The sequence below is a fragment of the Pararcticibacter amylolyticus genome (genome assembly GCF_003130405.1).
GTDB classification, from domain to species: Bacteria; Bacteroidota; Bacteroidia; order Sphingobacteriales; family Sphingobacteriaceae; genus Arcticibacter; species Arcticibacter amylolyticus.
This window is the reverse complement of record NZ_QEAS01000006.1, coordinates 236,550-253,556: the sequence shown is the minus strand read 5'-3', so window position 1 is coordinate 253,556 and position 17,007 is coordinate 236,550. Positions and strand designations below refer to the sequence as shown.

Here is a 17,007-nt window from a genome sequence, read left to right as displayed (position 1 = left end):
AGGAGTTATTGGGTAATGAGCTGTGTGGAGGGCTCAAGAAAAACAGCTTAGAGGAATTGGTCCTCTAAGCTGTTTTTGTAAAATGCTGTCAGCAGTCTGCTGAAGCTGATAGCTTATTTACTCAGGTACATTGATTTCTCTTTGTATAATTTTACAAAGTATGGATCTTCAAGATTTTTGATGAAGCGGATAGCTTCTCCTGTTGATTTCATCTCAGGTCCGAGTTGTTTATCTACATCCGGGAACTTATCGAAAGAGAAAACGGGTTCCTTGATAGCGTATCCTTCGAGTTTTCTGACTATGGTGAAATCTTTCAGAGTATTCACGCCCAGCATAATCTTAGCTGCGATATTAATATAAGGAACGTCATAGGCTTTCGCAATGAACGGAACAGTTCTGGAAGCTCTTGGATTTGCTTCAATTACATATACCTTTTCATCCTTGATAGCAAACTGAATATTCAAAAGGCCCCGTACGTTCAGTGCTTTCGCAAGCTTCGTCGTATATTCCTCCATCTGGCGGGTAACGTTTTCAGACAAGTTGAATGGGGGAAGTACGGCACTCGAATCCCCGGAGTGAATTCCGGCTGGCTCGATGTGTTCCATCATTCCAATGATATGAACATCTTCACCATCACAGATAGAATCAGATTCGGCTTCTTCTGCCCTGTCAAGGAAGTGATCGATCAAAACGCGGTTGCCGGGGAGGTCTCCAAGAAGTTTTACGACTGCCTTCTCCAGATCATCGTCGTTGATAACAATGCTCATTCCCTGGCCGCCTAATACATAACTCGGTCTCACCAGAACGGGATATCCCACCTGATGGGCCACTTCGATCGCTTCTTCGGCACTTTCTGCAACTCCATACTTTGGATACGGGATATCGAGATCTTTCAGAAGATCGGAGAAATGGCCGCGGTCTTCAGCGATATCCATATTTTTAAAGGATGTGCCAATTATCTTAATGCCGTTCTCATAAAGTTTTTCTGCCATTTTGAGGGCAGTCTGACCTCCCAGCTGAACGATTACTCCTTCCGGTTTTTCGAGTTCAATGATTTCCCTGACATGCTCCCAGAACACTGGCTCGAAATAAAGTTTATCGGCCATATTGAAGTCTGTAGATACAGTCTCAGGATTGCAGTTGATCATGATCGCTTCGAATCCGGATTCCTTTGCCGCAATCAGCCCGTGTACACATGAGTAGTCGAATTCGATTCCCTGTCCAATCCTGTTGGGGCCTGAACCGAGGACGATAATTTTCTTTTTATCAGAAGCCACCGACTCGTTCTCATGCTCAAATGTTGAATAGTAGTATGGCGTTTGTGCCTGAAATTCAGCGGCGCAGGTATCAACCATTTTGTACACCCGCTTAATGCCCAGTTCCTTCCTCCTGTTGTAAACGTCGTCTTCGGTAACATTGCCGAGAAGCCAGGAGATCTGGATATCTGAAAATCCTTTCTGTTTTAACGTTAAGAAAAAGTCTTTAGGGATATTATTCAGCGAATACCTCTTAAGTTCCTGCTCGAGGGCCACCAGTTCCTGGATTTGCACGAGGAACCATTTATCGATAAGGGTAACCTTACGGATCGACTCGATCGGTACCCCAAGGTTCATTGCGTCCTTTATGAGGAACAGGCGGTTCCATGTCGGGTGCTCCAGTCCTTTCATGATCTCCTCAAGGTTGCGGTTTTGTCTTCCGTCTGCACCCAGTCCGGCACGGCCAATTTCAAGGCTCTGTGCTGCTTTCTGGAGAGCTTCGATGAATGTACGGCCGATAGCCATTACTTCACCTACCGATTTCATCTGAAGGCCAAGTTCGTTATTCGCGCCTTTGAACTTATCGAAGTTCCATCTCGGCACCTTAACTATTACATAATCGAGGGTTGGTTCGAAATATGCTGAGGTAGTTTTGGTAATCTGATTTTCGATCTCATCGAGGTTATATCCAATAGCCAGCTTGGCGGCAATTTTAGCAATGGGATAACCGGTAGCTTTTGAAGCAAGTGCAGAAGAGCGTGATACCCGGGGATTTATTTCAATGGCTATGATGGATTCGTCTGCCGGATTCACGGAAAACTGTACGTTGCAGCCTCCTGCGAAATTGCCGATGGCACGCATCATTTTGATCGCCTGGTTACGCATCTCCTGGTAGCAACGGTCGCTGAGTGTCATTGCAGGCGCTACTGTAATAGAGTCTCCTGTATGGATACCCATAGGGTCGAAGTTTTCGATTGAACAGATAATGATAACGTTGTCTTTATTGTCGCGCAGCAACTCCAGTTCGTATTCTTTCCAACCGAGTACCGCCTGCTCTACCAGGACCTCGTGAGTTGGAGAGGCTTGCAGGCCGCGGCTAAGTGCTGCATCGAACTCTTCTTTTTTGTGAACGAATCCACCTCCGGTTCCACCAAGGGTATAGGAAGGACGGATAACAAGAGGGAACCCAATTTCCTGTGCCGCTTCTTTTCCTTCGAGGAAGGAATTGGCAATTTTGGATTTCGCTACACCGATGCCGATATCTACCATCAGCTGGCGGAATTCTTCCCTGTTTTCTGTTTTCTCGATAGCGGCAACATCAACACCAATTACCTTGACGCCGTATTTGTTCCAGATGCCTCTTTCTTCAGCTTCTTTACAAAGATTAAGCGCTGTTTGCCCTCCCATTGTAGGAAGAACTGCATCGATCTTTTGTTCCTGCAGGATAGTTTCAATACTATCGCATGTGAGGGGGCGAAGGTAGACGTGATCAGCAATCACCTTATCCGTCATAATGGTTGCCGGATTCGAATTGATGATTGAAACTTCAATCCCTTCATCTTTCAAAGATAATGCAGCCTGTGAACCAGAGTAGTCGAACTCACAGGCTTGTCCGATAATAATTGGCCCTGAACCGATGATCAGGACTGATTTAATTGAAGAATCTTTTGGCATGGAATTGTTAAAGTCAAAATGTAAATTTCTGTCAAACGACTTAACAACCAGTGAGATTGGTTTTTGTGTAAAAAAAATCCCGACTGTATTGTCGGGATGCAAAGGTATGAATTTGCAGCGTTTTTGCTATAGATTATTTTATTTTTAATCGCAGGCTGTATTAATAAGTTCGTAACGAACGCGACTTGCCGAACGGATAGGGTGTCCTTGAAGCTGGTTCGGGGGCGAGATTGAGCATAATTGGTAAAGTATAGGTGACACGTACTGGTATACCGTGCTGTTTTCCCGGGATCCACTTTGGAGATCTTTCCAGCATTTCTACAGCTTTTTCTCCGGTCCCGTAACCGAGATTTCTTACTATTTTGACATTTGAAAGTTCTCCACTCTTTTCAACAATGAAGCTCAGGATCAATCTGCCGCTTACCCCGTATTCTCTTGCTTCTTTAGGAAACCTGTAGGATTTAGACACATATTCGTAAAATTTTGGTATCCCTCCTTTATAGTCCGGAAATTGATCCGGGTCTTTATAAGTGCTTTTTGAGCCGTCGGAAAGTGTTGCAATACCTTCCGTGAAGGTGCCTTGCTGGTAGTTTTCTTCAAAGAAGTTGTTCCCGGATTTTCCTTTCCAGGTGCCATTTTTAAAACCGTTAAGATATTGTCCTTCTTCCGATATATCCGTTTGTGCGTCGAAGTATTTCGCATAGCCATTCCCGTCTTTCACTGTCTGTGTGCCCGTAGAGTCAAAGTAGGTCAGAAGCTTGTATTTCTGTGGCTTATACTTATTTTCGGCTAATCTGCCGCTTTCTGTTTCCCTCAGGTATTCTTTTGTTTCTTTTAATTGCCCGTTTTTGTAGTAGGAGTCGGAACGACCAATAAGTTCCCCTTTTTCGTAGTAGCTGACTTCCTGCGTTTTTCCGTCTGGATAAAAAGATTTGATCAGCCCCTCATAAATCAGCAATGGCTCAACCTGCGACGCGTGTCCTGTTAACTTTTTTTGATTATCCGGATAAAATTCAGATACGTTAAAGAAAACTGACCCTGAATCAGGCTCTTCGATTATCCGGATAAAATCAGCACTGTCTTTAACCGGTACTTTTCGTCCGTCATTTTTCAGAAAATAAATATTTTGTTTTTTCTGTGCAAAGGTTGCTGTGTTTAAAAGGAGACACAGGATAAGGAGTTTTTTCATTTCTCTTTTTTTGTTGTAAATATTAGAAAATCGTTTAATAATGCAAAGCTTTTTTCTTGAAAGGAGGGCCTGTTTTTATACTTTTGCATCGTGGTCGATGGTGGTAATTCTTTTATACAACTGTTCTGGAATCAGTTGGTTCAGACATCGTTTCTTGAATGGCTTGGCACTATAACGGGATTTCTTTGCGTTTATCTGGCAGCTAAACAACATATTCTAAACTGGCCGGTGTCCATTATAAGTGTGGTTGCCTATGCCGTATTATTTTATGATTATAAGCTCTACGGAGACGCTGTACTTCAGATATACTTCCTGGGTACAGCTATTTACGGATGGTACTATTGGCTGAAGAGAAAAGAGCAGCACGAGAAGCCTGTCGCTTCGCTCAGCGGCGGCAGTTATTTTGCTGTAATTATCGCCGTAGCCATACTTTCTGTTGTCTTAGGAGCGTTTCTTGACCGGTATACTAACAGCGACGTTCCTTATATAGATGGGGCCTGTACTGCTACCAGTTTTGTAGCGCAGTTTTTAATGACGCGTAAGGTACTTCAGAACTGGATACTGTGGATTATTGTAGATGCATGTTATGTGCCATTATATCTTTATAAGGAGCTGGCCCTCACTGCAGTTTTATATTCACTATTCCTGATACTGGCAACAATTGGTTTTATAGACTGGCGACGCACATGGAGATTGGAGAACAAATAAAAAAAATCGCGATAGTTGGTCCGGAATCAACCGGAAAGTCAACTATATCGCAGCAACTTGCTGACCATTATAATACTGTATGGGTTCCTGAGTACGCCCGTGAATATTGCAGCAAACTGAAGGAGCCATGTTCCTGGCAGGACGAGATCAATATGTTCAACGGGCAGCTGGAGCTTGAAAGCAGGCTGATAAAGAAAGCTAATAAGATCCTGATCTGCGATACGACCTTTCTTACTGTCAAAATCTGGTGTGACTTCTCTTTCGGAAAATCTCCTGACGAAGTTCTGGAGGAACTGCCCCGGCATCCTTACGATTTATATCTTTTAATGGACACCGATCTTCCATGGGAGGACGATCCCTTAAGAGATTTTCCACATTTACGGGAGTATTTCATGGACATCTGGCATAAGGAACTGCATGCTTTAAATGCCAGATATGCCGTTATTCAAGGGGATAATACGACGAGGTTTAACAATGCTGTTAGTTTTGTTAATAAATACCTTAACATTATTTAACACACCAAAACGCTTAAATAATTAGTTTTGTTTAAATTATTTGTAACATTTGTAAAAGAATTCCGTCTAAATAGTAGAATGGTCTGAAGATATGCGGATATCGGGCAATAAACAGAGCCCGGATATCTGAAGAGTGAGGACAGGCAGGAGAGGCGACAGGACTATTTTTTTTCTTTTGACTTAGCTTCCCTAAGTATACGTTCTTTTTAAATTAATGATTAGAAAACCTTCCGCTCAACGGAAGGTTTTTCTATTTAATACTGATTCATTCCGGCTGCCAGCAGCTTATAAATGTGTTTTCTGTCCTCCAAATTCTGTTTTAAATATCATTCCTTAAATTTTTGATCGCCTAAAGGATCCGGCACAAAAGACCTTTCAGGTATTCGCCTTCAGGGAAGGAAGCCCTTACGGGATGATCCTCGGGCTGACAGAACTGGCTGATAAACTGGACGTCTTTTCCTGCATCGAGTGCAGCCCAAGCGAGTATTTGTTTGAAATGACTTATGTCGACAGCTCCTGAACAGGAAAATGTTGCCAGTAAGCCTCCGCTTTTTAACAGCGACATGCCTATTCTGTTAAGATCTTTATATGCACGGGAGGCTTTATCCAGAGCAGAACGGGAAGGTGCATATTTGGGAGGATCGAGCACGACTATATCAAAAAGCTCATTTTGATCCCTGAAAGCACGGAGTTGCTTATTTACGTCGGACTGTACCGCATTATGTTTTAACGCCCCGAATCCGTTGAGATTGATATTTCTGTTAAGCGTTTCAATTGCAAGCGGTGAACTGTCTACGCTGATCACTTCGGCTGCGCCATGTTTTAAAGCGTTCAGTGAAAATCCGCCCGAATAAGAGAAACAATCCAGCACTCTTTTCCCCGGGGCGTGTTCGGCGACAATCCTCCTGTTGTCGCGCTGGTCGCAAAAGAAACCTGATTTTTGCCCTTCAGCGATATTTATAAGATACTTAATACCGTTTTCCCTGACTTCGACATATTGCGGAGGCTCCTGCCCGTATAAAATTCCAAAAGACGCATCCATCCCTTCATGAGCACGTGCAGAGGCATCGCTTCTGTCGAATATCCCGGTCGGGTTCAGTAATGTTTTGAGTTCGTCAAGTATAATGCCTTTTACCTTTTCAATGCCTGAAGTAAGAACCTGTACTGAAATATAATCAGCGTATTTGTCGGCTATCAATCCCGGAAGGAAATCGGCCTCACTAAATATAAGCCTGCAGGCACTGGTCATGTCGGACTTAAGGATTGATTCGCGTGACAAGACTGATTTACGCACCTTTTTTCTCCACCATTCTTCGTCAACAGGAATATCCTGTTCCCATTCAAGCACACGTACGGCAACACGTGAGTTACTGTTAAAGAAGCCTGTTGCAAGAAAACCCCCGGAATGGTCTGTCACTGTGACAATGTCTCCGTTATCGGGCTTTCCTTTAACAAACTCTACTGCACCAGAGAAAATCCACGGGTGTAGCTGCTTTACAGCTTTCTCTTTTCCTTTTTTTAGTCGTACTTCCAGCATCCGGCAAAAATACTCTTCCCCCGGCATAGTTCATAGCGTTATCATTTATGGTCTGTGGCGCGAGGTTGGTACCAGCTTTCGCCGATTTTTAGTTTAATTTGTTGTATGGAACAGATTACCTGGGCGGATTTTGAAAAGGTTGCGCTTCATGCGGGAACTATTATTGAGGTGCTTGATTTTCCTGAGGCACGAAAGCCTGCATTTAAAGTGAAAGTTGACTTCGGTGAATTTGGGATTAAGTGGAGCAGTGCTCAGATTACTAAACATTACAGTAAAGAAGATCTTACAGGAAAACAAATTATAGGTGTACTTAATTTTCCTGTTAAGCAGATTGCGAACTTTATGTCTGAATTCCTTGTAACAGGGGTTGCTGACGGGAATGGAGATATTGTGCTGGCTACGGTAGAAAGACCTGTGCCAAACGGAACAAAATTAATATAGGAAGATGCGTTATTTCAGTTTTACAGACGAGCCAGCGATTGCGCCGGATGAATTTTATATGAATGAAGCGATAAAGGAAGCGAGGCTTGCGCTTGATTATGATGAAGTGCCGATCGGCGCTATCGTGGTGTGTAAAGGACGGATCATCGGGAGAGGACATAACCTAACCGAACGGCTTAATGATGTGACTGCCCATGCAGAAATGCAGGCCTTTACAGCTGCTGCCAACTTCATGGGAGGAAAATACCTGAAGGATTGTACTTTATATGTCACTATCGAACCCTGTATTATGTGTGCCGGGGCATCCTATTGGACTCAGATAAGCCGTATTGTATTCGGGGCGCACGATCTGAAGCGCGGGTTCAGCAGGATCAACCAGCAGATCACTCATCCGAGGACTGAAATTGTAAGCGGAATTATGGAAAATGATTGTGCTTCTCTGATAAAGGAATTTTTTATAAAGAAAAGAAATAAAACTTGACATCCTGCTGAACAAAAGAAATGTGCAGAGGTTATCTTTGTACCGGCTTAATGTTTAACCTTAAAATAATTTAATTATGGCTTTTGAACTTCCTGCGTTACCATACGCATCAGACGCGTTAGAACCACACATTGATAAGGCTACTATGGAGATTCACCATGGCAAGCACCACCAGGCTTATGTTGACAATCTGAACAAAGCTATTGCTGGTACAGAAGCTGAGAATAAGTCGCTGGAAGAAATCCTGGCAAATATTTCCAGTTATCCTGCTGCCGTGCGTAACAATGGCGGTGGTCACTACAATCACAGTTTATTCTGGACAGTATTAGGTCCGAATGCGGGTGGCGAACCTACTGGTGAGCTGGCTGACGCTATTACTGAGGCTTTCGGTTCTTTCGAAGAGTTTAAAAAGAAATTCAGCGAAGCAGGGGCTACCCGTTTCGGGTCGGGCTGGGCCTGGTTGTCGGTTGCCGCTGATGGCAAGCTGCAGGTTTCATCAACTCCTAACCAGGATAATCCTTTGATGGATGTTGCAGATGTGAAGGGAACTCCAATTTTGGGAATGGACGTGTGGGAACATGCCTATTACCTGAAATATCAGAACAAGCGTCCTGACTATATTGCTGCTTTCTGGAATGCAGTTGACTGGAACAAAGTCGCTGAGCGGTTTAAAAAATAAGTTAGAGTTTTTAGTTTAATGAAGAGGCTGTGTCTGAAATGATACAGCCTCTTTTTTAATTTACGAAAGTCTCCATAACTGTCTTCTTGTTCTTCTGGTGCATATGCTGGGGAATAGAATCGAGGATCTCTCTTTCAAGAGCGGATATGATCCCGCGCTTGAGGAAGTTCCGGTGAGTGACTATACTGATTTCGCGTACAGGCACCGGGCTGCTGAACCTTCTTATTCTCTTCATCTGATCATCAGAGAAATCGCTGAGACTTAATTCGGGTAAAATAGTGAGCCCTGTATTCAGATCGACCATTCTTTTCAGGGTCTCCACGCTTCCGGTGTTATATTCAAACAACCTTGTTTTATTGAGACTTTTTTGTGCACAGATATTCAATACCTGGTTTCTCATGCAGTGACCTTCGTTGAGCAGCCAGAGTTCATCTATGTTAATATCTTTCGTCCTTACATTTTCTTTTCTCAGCAGATTGCTTGAGGAGGAAGCATACACAACGAAATCTTCATAAAACAAAGGAAGTTCAGAGAGGCTCTTATCCTCAAGCGGGGTGGACAGAATGCCGCAGTCAAGCAAACCTGTTTTCAGTTTCTGCACAATCTGTTCTGTAGTGTATTCCCAAATGTGCAACTGAACTTTCTGGTATTTAGCAGTGAAGCTCATGATGATCTTTGGAAGAAGATAGGGGGCGATTGTAGGAATTACCCCAACTTTTAGTTCTCCCGCAAGTTCCTTTTTATGGATACTTATGATTTCCTGCAGCTTGTCTGATTCGGCAAGGATTACCCTTGCCTGATCGATTACCGACTGGCCTATTTCTGTTGGTACTACAGGCTGCCTGCTCCTGTCGAATAGCTTTACGCCCAGGGTCTCTTCCAATTTCTGTATCTGCATGCTTAGTGTTGGTTGGGTAACAAAGCATTTTTCTGCGGCCGTAACGAAGCTTCTGTAGGTATCTACGGCAACAATATATTCAAGTTGAACGAGTGTCATAATAGTTATCTATGCAAAGATAGAAAATATTGATTTTTTTTATGGTGTGTTTGTGGTGATATTTGTATCGTTAACCGAAATAAATTATCATGATTCCTGTTACGCATTTGGGAATTACAAGGAGGGTTTAAAAATGACTGGTTTAAGATAAGGAGCTAACAGCTGATTGTCTGTAACTTGCAGCTAATAAAGATGTTATGTTTATGTTGCATAATTTGGGGTTTAATTACTAAAACAAAAAGAGGCTTATCCTGACGGAAAGCCTCTTTTTTATATAAAGCGGGATGATAGTAGAGGACAGTTATTCTACAGTCACCGATTTTGCGAGATTTCTTGGCTGATCGACATTGCAGCCCCGCATAACAGCTATATTATAAGCGAGCAGCTGCAATGGAATTGTCGCAAGTAAAGGGAGGTATGCCTCATTCGTGTCGGGAATCTCAATGATGTAATCAGCCATCTTTTTGACTTCTTTATCTCCTTCCGTAACAATGGCAATCACTTTACCTTTCCGCGCTTTTACCTCCTGAATGTTGCTGATCACCTTCTCATATGATGAGTTTTTAGTCGCGATGAATATGACCGGCATATCTTCATCTATCAGAGCAATAGGGCCATGCTTCATTTCGGCAGCAGGATATCCTTCTGCATGGATATATGAGATTTCCTTCAGTTTCAGAGCTCCTTCCAGGGCCACAGGGAACCCGCTTCCTCTTCCAAGAAAAAGACAGTTTGTAGAGTCTTTCAGTTTTTCGGATATGACCCTGATCTTTTCATCTGTTTTAAGGCATTTTTCTACTAGTGAAGGGATTTCATCAAGCTCTGTAAGCATATTTACCATTTCAGCTTGATTAATTGTCCCTCTTTGCTGGGCTATATAGAGAGCCATAAGCGTTAAGACACTTACCTGGGCAGTAAAAGCCTTGGTAGAGGCTACTCCTATTTCGGGGCCTGCGTGTGTGTATACTCCCGCATGTGTAATTCGGGGAATAGAAGAGCCTACCACATTACAAATCCCGAATATTGTAGCACCTTTCTCTTTGGCAAGTTCAATTGCCGCCATAGTATCAGCCGTTTCTCCAGACTGGGATATTGCAACAACAATATCTTTTTCAGAGATGATGGGGTTCCGGTACCGGAATTCCGAAGCGTATTCCACCTCTACGGGGACTCTTGCGTATTCTTCAATAAGATATTCCCCTACCAGACCGGCATGCCAGGAGGTACCGCAGGCAATGATAATAATCCTGTCGGCGTTTTTAAGTTTCTCTGTGTAGTCTTTGATGCCCCCCAACTGGACCTTTCCTTCATTCGCATAGATACGGCCTCTCATACAATCCTTTATTGACCGGGGTTGCTCGTAGATCTCTTTCAGCATGAAGTGATCAAATCCGCCTTTTTCAAGCATCTCCAGTTTTAAAGAGAGCTCGTGAATAGATGGGGTTTGAATGATATTGTCAATGCTTTTTACAATGAGCTCATCTCTTTTGATTGCTGCTATCTGGTTATCTTTCAGATAAATGACGTTTTTTGTGTATTCTACAATAGGCGAGGCATCAGATGCGATGAAATACTCATTCTCACCAACTCCAATTACCATAGGACTGCCTTTCCTGGCTGCAATGAGAAGGTCCGGTTCATCCTGACTCATCACTACTATCGCATAGGCTCCGATAACTTTTGCCAAAGCAACCCGTACAGCTTCTGACAGATCGAGGTTATCGGCTTTCTGAATAGCTTCAATCAGGTGTATCAGAACTTCTGTGTCAGTTTCGCTTTTAAATACATGGCCTCTTGCTATTAAGGCTTCTTTTAGTGTCGCATAGTTTTCAATGATGCCATTGTGAATGATAGAAAGCCTTCCGTCTCCGGACTGGTGGGGATGGGAGTTCCGGTCTGATGGTTCTCCATGTGTAGCCCAGCGGGTATGCCCCATGCCAATGGTGCCTGTCTTATCTTTTCCTTCAGCAAACCCTTCCAGTTCGCTTACTTTTCCTGTTTTTTTATATGTTTTGAGGCTGCCGTCGAGTAATGCGACGCCTGCACTGTCATAGCCGCGATATTCAAGACGGCGAAGACCTTTTATGATCACTGGCCATGCATCGCGGTAGCCAATGTATCCAACAATTCCACACATATTATGATATGATTAATGAGGCTAATTTAAACAAAAAGCAGCAAGATGAATGCTGCGTTTTGTTGCATTTATCTTGCTGCTTTTTGCCTTTTAAGGGATGTTTTTCTAGTTCCGAAGCTTATTATAATAAATATTAAGCTTGATTCTGCCGGAATGATCGGGAGTGCCTTTTCCGGAAAGAACTGATCTTTCAGCAGTATTCGCTATTGGAGAAATATTTTGTGATTGCTGAGAAACGAATCTGAGGTTCGCCGGGATAATATAAACCGGATATTGTTCTGTCTGTCCGGAGAGGATCCTCTGGACATAAGTGCTGACATTAAAGATATATCTCTTTTTATCGCTATCGTAAATAGATCCTCCCCAATAAGAAAACTGATCAGGGAGCACCTGTCTCTGTCCGGCGATGTCTGTTTGATATATTGTTAAGGCCTGTGAGGGCTCAAGAGGATTAGTTGTTCCATCTTCTACGTTCACCACCAGCTCTGCTTTGTTTATGGCCAGGGTACCCAATTCTTTCAGCTTTTTGAGATCGGGGAACGTTATCTTCGCTTTTAAACCTCCCATTGGCTGAACATAAACTGTGCTGTATGATTTTGAAGGATCTTCGAGCTGCTCTTCTACAGGAGTTCCGGTGTAATCATGTTTTATGGCTGGTGCTTCTCCCGCGACGTTAAAGGACGCGGTTAGTGTATCCCTGCCACCTGAGGAGTTCTTGTTGCTGTAATATACATCCATACGGCTTGTCACATCCGGTGCCGCGAGGTTGAAGAACCCAATCCCTCCGATCTGAGAATTCTGTTTAGATGCTTTCATGTAAAAACCTTTGAGGAAATTGGTAAATGCACTGTTGCTGGCAAAGTTTGCTGCAGCTGCAGTTCTAAGTCTTTCTTTGAAGGTATCTCCTAAACGGATCCTTAGTTGCGGTGGTACTTTCACCAGGGTATCCGGTCCCCCTTTCACTTGCTGGGTGATCTTGATGCTGTCACGCCATGCAAAACGTGTTCCCTCCCTGGTTCCAAGTGATTCCGACCCGTAATTCCAAGTTTTATTACTTGCATAGCTCTGTCCGAACTTCTCATTAAGTTCGTGGATACTCACGTTGAATGTTGAGGAAGTAGAGTCTCCATAAAAGTCATTGCCATATCGCATGATCAATACGACTGAATCAAGAGCGGCTTCTTCTCCGAAAGTAAACCCAGTTGACGGCAAGTTCAGCTGCATCGCAATTGCTGATTCAGTAGTTCCCAGCAATGGGTCGTTGAGTGAGCCGAGAGGATACTGCCCTATGTTTGATGTATTTAAACTATCATCCCTTACAGTTATCGTGTTTACATTAAAATCGACGATCAGCTTTCCCTGTATAGAATCCTGCGGATCTATATCCAGTCCGATATTGTCAGCTTTCTGACAACCGCTAAAAATAAAAAGAGCTATTAATAACATTAACAGGCCCTGTCCGAAATATCTCATTAGTATTTATTCTCTCTTCTGGTTAAAATGCTCCGGCAAAGATAATTAAAATAAGCATTTGTAGCATAAAACGGGGTATTCATAGCAATATTGTCGGGCTACGTGAGTTTAACGCACAAAATGGCCTTTTGGATCGTGCAGGGATAGTATGAAACATGCGTATTATTCCCTGAATACAGAGAATATGAAGGAGAGGCAGAAGTCTGGCTGGTTAAATGTTTCTCAGCGTAATATAGGACTGTAATGCATTACGGTAGGATTCGCCGACGGGAATTTCCCGGCCATGGATAATCAATCTGTATTTCTGGACTGAGTCTATTTTGTCGAGGGCTATAATAAAAGATTTATGTATTCTCATAAATGTTGCAGGGCCAAGTTTTTCTTCAAGGCTCTTCATGCTGATCCGGGTAGTAACCACCTGATCATTTGCCAGATTGATCCGGACATAGTCCCTCAGCCCTTCAATATAAATGATGTCCTGAAGGCGAACTTTTACAAGGGAATATCCTGCGTTTACGAAAATATGGTCAGATGAAGGAAAAGCGTGTGATTGCTGCGAAATTTGCTTCATATTGAAGATATCAAATGCTTTATTGGCAGCGGTAAGGAACCTGTTAAAAGGAACCGGTTTTACCAGGTAGTCTACAACGTTGAGGCTGAACGCTTCCAGTGCGTGTTGCGCGAAGGCAGTGACCAGTATAACCAACGGCGGACTAGAGAGGGTCTGAATGAATTCAAGACCATTTAACCCTGGCATCTTTATATCCAGAAAGATCAGGTCAATTTTATGATCTTTCATCATGTCGATTGCTTCAATTGCATTTCTGCAGCATCCTTTGAGGTTTAAAAACGGTACCTTTTTAACATTGTCTTCTAAAAGTTCGAGGGCTAACTTTTCATCGTCAATTACAAGACAGTTCATTATGTAAGCTTAATTTTAAGTTTGATATTAAAAATGTTGTTATCCCTGCCAATGCTGAGAGTGTGCTTTTCCGGGTAGAGCAACGCTAATCTCCGCTGTACGTTTACGAGTCCGATCCCTATTCCGTTGTCACTTTTGTCCTTTTGCGGACTGATGCTGTTGACAACGTTAAAGTTCAGCCAATGGGTGTTCGCATCAACTGCTAAGGAAATATCAATCAACGGAGCCTCTATCATTGATATCCCATGTTTGAATGCGTTTTCGACGAAAGGGATCAACAGCATCGGTTCAATATGATATCCCTGGGTATGTCCGTTTATGTAGAGATTTAGCTTTACAGAATCGCCATAGCGCAGCAGCTGTAAGTCTATATAATTCTTAAGATATTCAATTTCGGTGTTTAATGACACCTGTTTATCTCCCGTTTCATAAAGCATGTAGCGCATCAGGCTCGACATGTTTATTAAAGAGGTTTCGAGTAAAGGAGATTGTTTACGGGCAAGCGATACCATGCTGTTCATTACGTTGAACATGAAATGAGGACTTATCTGCGAGCGGAGAAAATTCAGCTCCGTTTTCAGATGTTCGTTCTCATGTTCCTTTAGCGCTCTCTCACGTTTGGCGTGGTCTCTCAGGATCCTGTAACAATAACTGCAAAGAATAACAAAAAAAAATGGGACGATCCGGAATTCCCTCAGTGGGTTGCTCCCTGCGAAGATAATCTTTTCAAGAGGGTGTCTGGGAGGGAGGGGATTCGGAAAACGTTCCCTTTGATGGAATTTGTGAACGTTTCCCCATCCTGTCATACGGGGTTCTGGGTTGAGCCTACTTGACACTGACACAAAAGCAATGAGACAGACAAGCAGTGCGGCAATATACCACAGAATGCCATTCCGTCCCTTTTTCAGGGGATAAATTGCAAATGCGTGAAGATAAAATACAGAAAGCAGCACCAGGTTGTTGATGAAAATTGCCTCCAGGAAGTGCTTATGAACCGATGACGGTACGGAAGGAGAGCGGAACAGAAATGGAAATAATACGAACCCCAGCCAGAGCAATAACGGAATCGCCTCATGTACTAAGTTCTGTAGTTTGATTCTGTTCATCCTGCACTAAAATACTAACTAAGTGACTTGCATGAGGGTAAAAACGATTAAAGGTTGGATAATAACGACAAACTGAGGGTTTTTGTCTATTTAGATTTTCCCGGCGTCCGGAAATATTCTTCCTGGTGCCGGGATTCTAGATAAAATCCTGCTGATCGTCCGGCGATTAACAAGCTAGATCGCATTTGCAAAATCCTGCTTTCGATCCTTCCTACATTCGTGATGAAAAATTGTGTTGTATGGTTCTGGTTTGTCGTTCGGGGTAACCGGAAATCCCGATGCCTGGTTAAGATTTGTTAACCAAAAAGGCAGATAACGGGTCCCCTTGTTAATGATTGTTAATATCTGATGGCTTTTTCTTCACAGGGGTTAAACTATGTTAAAAAAAAGCAAACGCATAAAAACCAGCTCCATATTTGGAGTGAAAATTTCTTAATAAGATAAATGTTTAAATTATCGAAGCAGCTTTTAAAGCGCCAGTGTTCCAGGCTGAGTTTTCCGGGGATTCTTATAGTTTTTCTGTTATCCTGTCAGAAACAGGATGACGTCGGACTGGGGATGCAGGAGCATCTTGGTACTGATGTTACCGATACAGCCACTATATATACCTCGACTTTTCTGCTCGACTCCCTGCCTACTGCAGGGAAGGGCGTGATGCTGGTCGGGCGGATTGCTGATCCGGAACTGGGGAATATTCAGTCTTCCAGTTATTTCCAGGTCGCACCCGACGGTATTTCTCCTTCGGCGCTATCAGATGATGCGAAATTTGATTCCGTCAGGGTCAAGCTGAAATACTCCGGTTACTATTACGGAGATACCTCGGTTACCCAGGAGATCAGTATTTATAAATTAAAAAACAGGATTTCTCTGCCGACATCCGGAGGAATTAAGGAACCTGAGGAAGAAAATGTTTTTTCGGGGGGGCAGACCTTCTATAACCGGACGAAGCTGGAACATGAAAGTGATCCGGTAGGAAAGATTTCATTCAAGCCCAGGCCGGCTTCACAAGATACTCTTGTTTTCCGGCTTAACCAATCGGTCGGTTCTGAACTCTTTTCTTTGATTAAGGATGGCAGCTCGCTGATTAGTTCTTCAGAAGAGTTTCTTGATTATTTTAAGGGGTTGGTGTTGGTTCCCGGTTCAGATAAAGGAAATGCAGTAATCGGGTATACTGATACTGCCGAAGTGAAGATTTATTATTCTTATGCCAGTGCCGATGGTTTTCTGAAACGCGGTGAGTTGAAATTTAGCCTGAACAATAACAGTTATCAGTTTAACAATATTACAGCCGACAGGAGCGGTACGAAGCTGAAAAATATTAGTTTGATAAATCACGAGGTTCCGGCCTCGCAAACATCTGAGCTAAGCTATATACAGGGAGGGACGGGGCTGGTGACTAAAATTCACATTCCTTACTTAGGATATATTGCAAAAAGAGAGAATTCGGCTATCAACAAGGCCGAGCTGATCATAAGAATTCCTCCCGGGTATAATGATCTGTTTACTCTTCCTTCGCAGCTGGTATTGTTAGTAGCGAATGAGAATAACAAGCCGGTTTCTATTTTGTCGGATTCCAGGACGAGTGTCTCCTCTTTATCCCTTCAGAATAGTCTTAACGATGGCATGGGAACTGCCTATTATACTTTTCCATTAACGGATTATGTTACGAAATCTAGTACCGTTTACTTAAATACTTCGCTGTTTTTAAGCTTACCGGTAGCCGATTTACAAAAGTCTCTTGGCCGTCTTGTAATAGGTTCAGCAAGCAATATCAGGGCGAACATTCAATTAAAAATTACATACACAAACTTAAATTTATAATGTTATGAGCAAACTTTTCACGGGAGTTTTTTTTCTTTTCATGCTTACTCTGGTCGCTGCCTGCAGTAGTA

General features: G+C 43.0%; 14 protein-coding genes. 6 read left to right on the top strand and 8 right to left on the bottom strand.

Annotated features, from left to right (window positions below):
- Positions 1-113 precede the first annotated feature (113 nt).
- A complete protein-coding gene (carB, locus tag DDR33_RS09240; protein ID WP_109415485.1) occupies positions 114-2,930 on the bottom strand; it encodes a carbamoyl-phosphate synthase large subunit in 2,817 nt (938 codons plus the stop codon).
- A gap of 160 nt (positions 2,931-3,090) precedes the next feature.
- Positions 3,091-4,119: an energy transducer TonB gene (locus tag DDR33_RS09235; protein ID WP_109415484.1), complete on the bottom strand. Its 1,029-nt coding sequence runs from the start codon at positions 4,117-4,119 to the stop codon at positions 3,091-3,093.
- Positions 4,120-4,209: 90 nt separating this feature from the next.
- On the opposite strand from DDR33_RS09235, the gene pnuC reads away from it, so the two are divergent.
- Complete coding sequence (gene pnuC / locus DDR33_RS09230) at positions 4,210-4,827, top strand: nicotinamide riboside transporter PnuC (RefSeq protein ID WP_202913696.1); 618 nt, start codon at positions 4,210-4,212, stop codon at positions 4,825-4,827.
- Complete coding sequence (locus DDR33_RS09225) at positions 4,806-5,342, top strand: AAA family ATPase (RefSeq protein WP_109415483.1); 537 nt, start codon at positions 4,806-4,808, stop codon at positions 5,340-5,342. The genes pnuC and DDR33_RS09225 overlap by 22 nt, the downstream gene beginning before the upstream one ends.
- Positions 5,343-5,691: 349 nt before the next feature.
- On the opposite strand, the gene DDR33_RS09220 is transcribed toward DDR33_RS09225, so the two are convergent.
- Positions 5,692-6,879 carry a class I SAM-dependent rRNA methyltransferase gene (locus tag DDR33_RS09220; RefSeq protein ID WP_109415482.1) on the bottom strand — a complete coding sequence of 396 codons (1,188 nt, stop codon included), beginning with the start codon at positions 6,877-6,879 and terminating at the stop codon, positions 5,692-5,694.
- Between the two features lie 105 nt (positions 6,880-6,984).
- Here DDR33_RS09220 and DDR33_RS09215 point away from each other — a divergent pair, with 105 nt between their 5' ends.
- The 3 genes from DDR33_RS09215 (at position 6,985) to DDR33_RS09205 (ending at position 8,480) form a co-directional block, all read left to right on the top strand.
- Entirely contained in the window at positions 6,985-7,320 is a 336-nt protein-coding gene (locus DDR33_RS09215) for a tRNA-binding protein (RefSeq protein ID WP_109415481.1), read from the top strand.
- A gap of 4 nt (positions 7,321-7,324) precedes the next feature.
- Positions 7,325-7,801, top strand: a complete 477-nt coding sequence (locus DDR33_RS09210; RefSeq protein ID WP_109415480.1) for a nucleoside deaminase — start codon at positions 7,325-7,327, stop codon at positions 7,799-7,801.
- A 76-nt stretch (positions 7,802-7,877) separates the two neighbouring features.
- On the top strand, positions 7,878-8,480 hold the full coding sequence (locus DDR33_RS09205; protein ID WP_109415479.1) for a superoxide dismutase: 603 nt from the start codon (positions 7,878-7,880) through the stop codon (positions 8,478-8,480).
- 55 nt (positions 8,481-8,535) lie between these two features.
- Here the strand turns inward: DDR33_RS09205 and DDR33_RS09200 are convergent, their stop codons facing one another.
- The 5 genes from DDR33_RS09200 to DDR33_RS09180 all read right to left on the bottom strand — a co-directional run bounded on the left by DDR33_RS09200 (position 8,536) and on the right by DDR33_RS09180 (position 15,115).
- Positions 8,536-9,477, bottom strand: coding sequence for a hydrogen peroxide-inducible genes activator (locus tag DDR33_RS09200; RefSeq protein WP_109415478.1), 942 nt, complete (start codon positions 9,475-9,477; stop codon positions 8,536-8,538).
- Positions 9,478-9,778: 301 nt separating this feature from the next.
- A complete protein-coding gene (glmS, locus tag DDR33_RS09195) occupies positions 9,779-11,614 on the bottom strand; it encodes a glutamine--fructose-6-phosphate transaminase (isomerizing) (RefSeq protein ID WP_109415477.1) in 1,836 nt (611 codons plus the stop codon).
- A 105-nt stretch (positions 11,615-11,719) separates the two neighbouring features.
- Positions 11,720-13,087, bottom strand: a complete 1,368-nt coding sequence (locus tag DDR33_RS09190; RefSeq protein WP_109415476.1) for a DUF4270 family protein — start codon at positions 13,085-13,087, stop codon at positions 11,720-11,722.
- 211 nt (positions 13,088-13,298) lie between these two features.
- Positions 13,299-14,009 (bottom strand): LytR/AlgR family response regulator transcription factor, encoded by a 711-nt coding sequence (locus DDR33_RS09185; RefSeq protein WP_109415475.1) that lies wholly within the window; start codon positions 14,007-14,009, stop codon positions 13,299-13,301.
- Positions 14,009-15,115, bottom strand: a complete 1,107-nt coding sequence (locus DDR33_RS09180) for a sensor histidine kinase (RefSeq protein ID WP_109415474.1) — start codon at positions 15,113-15,115, stop codon at positions 14,009-14,011. Before DDR33_RS09180 ends, DDR33_RS09185 begins: the two co-directional genes overlap by 1 nt.
- A gap of 444 nt (positions 15,116-15,559) precedes the next feature.
- Between DDR33_RS09180 and DDR33_RS09175 the strand changes: the two genes are divergently transcribed.
- Positions 15,560-16,936, top strand: a complete 1,377-nt coding sequence (locus DDR33_RS09175) for a DUF4270 family protein (RefSeq protein ID WP_109415473.1) — start codon at positions 15,560-15,562, stop codon at positions 16,934-16,936.
- Positions 16,937-17,007: the final 71 nt, after the last annotated feature.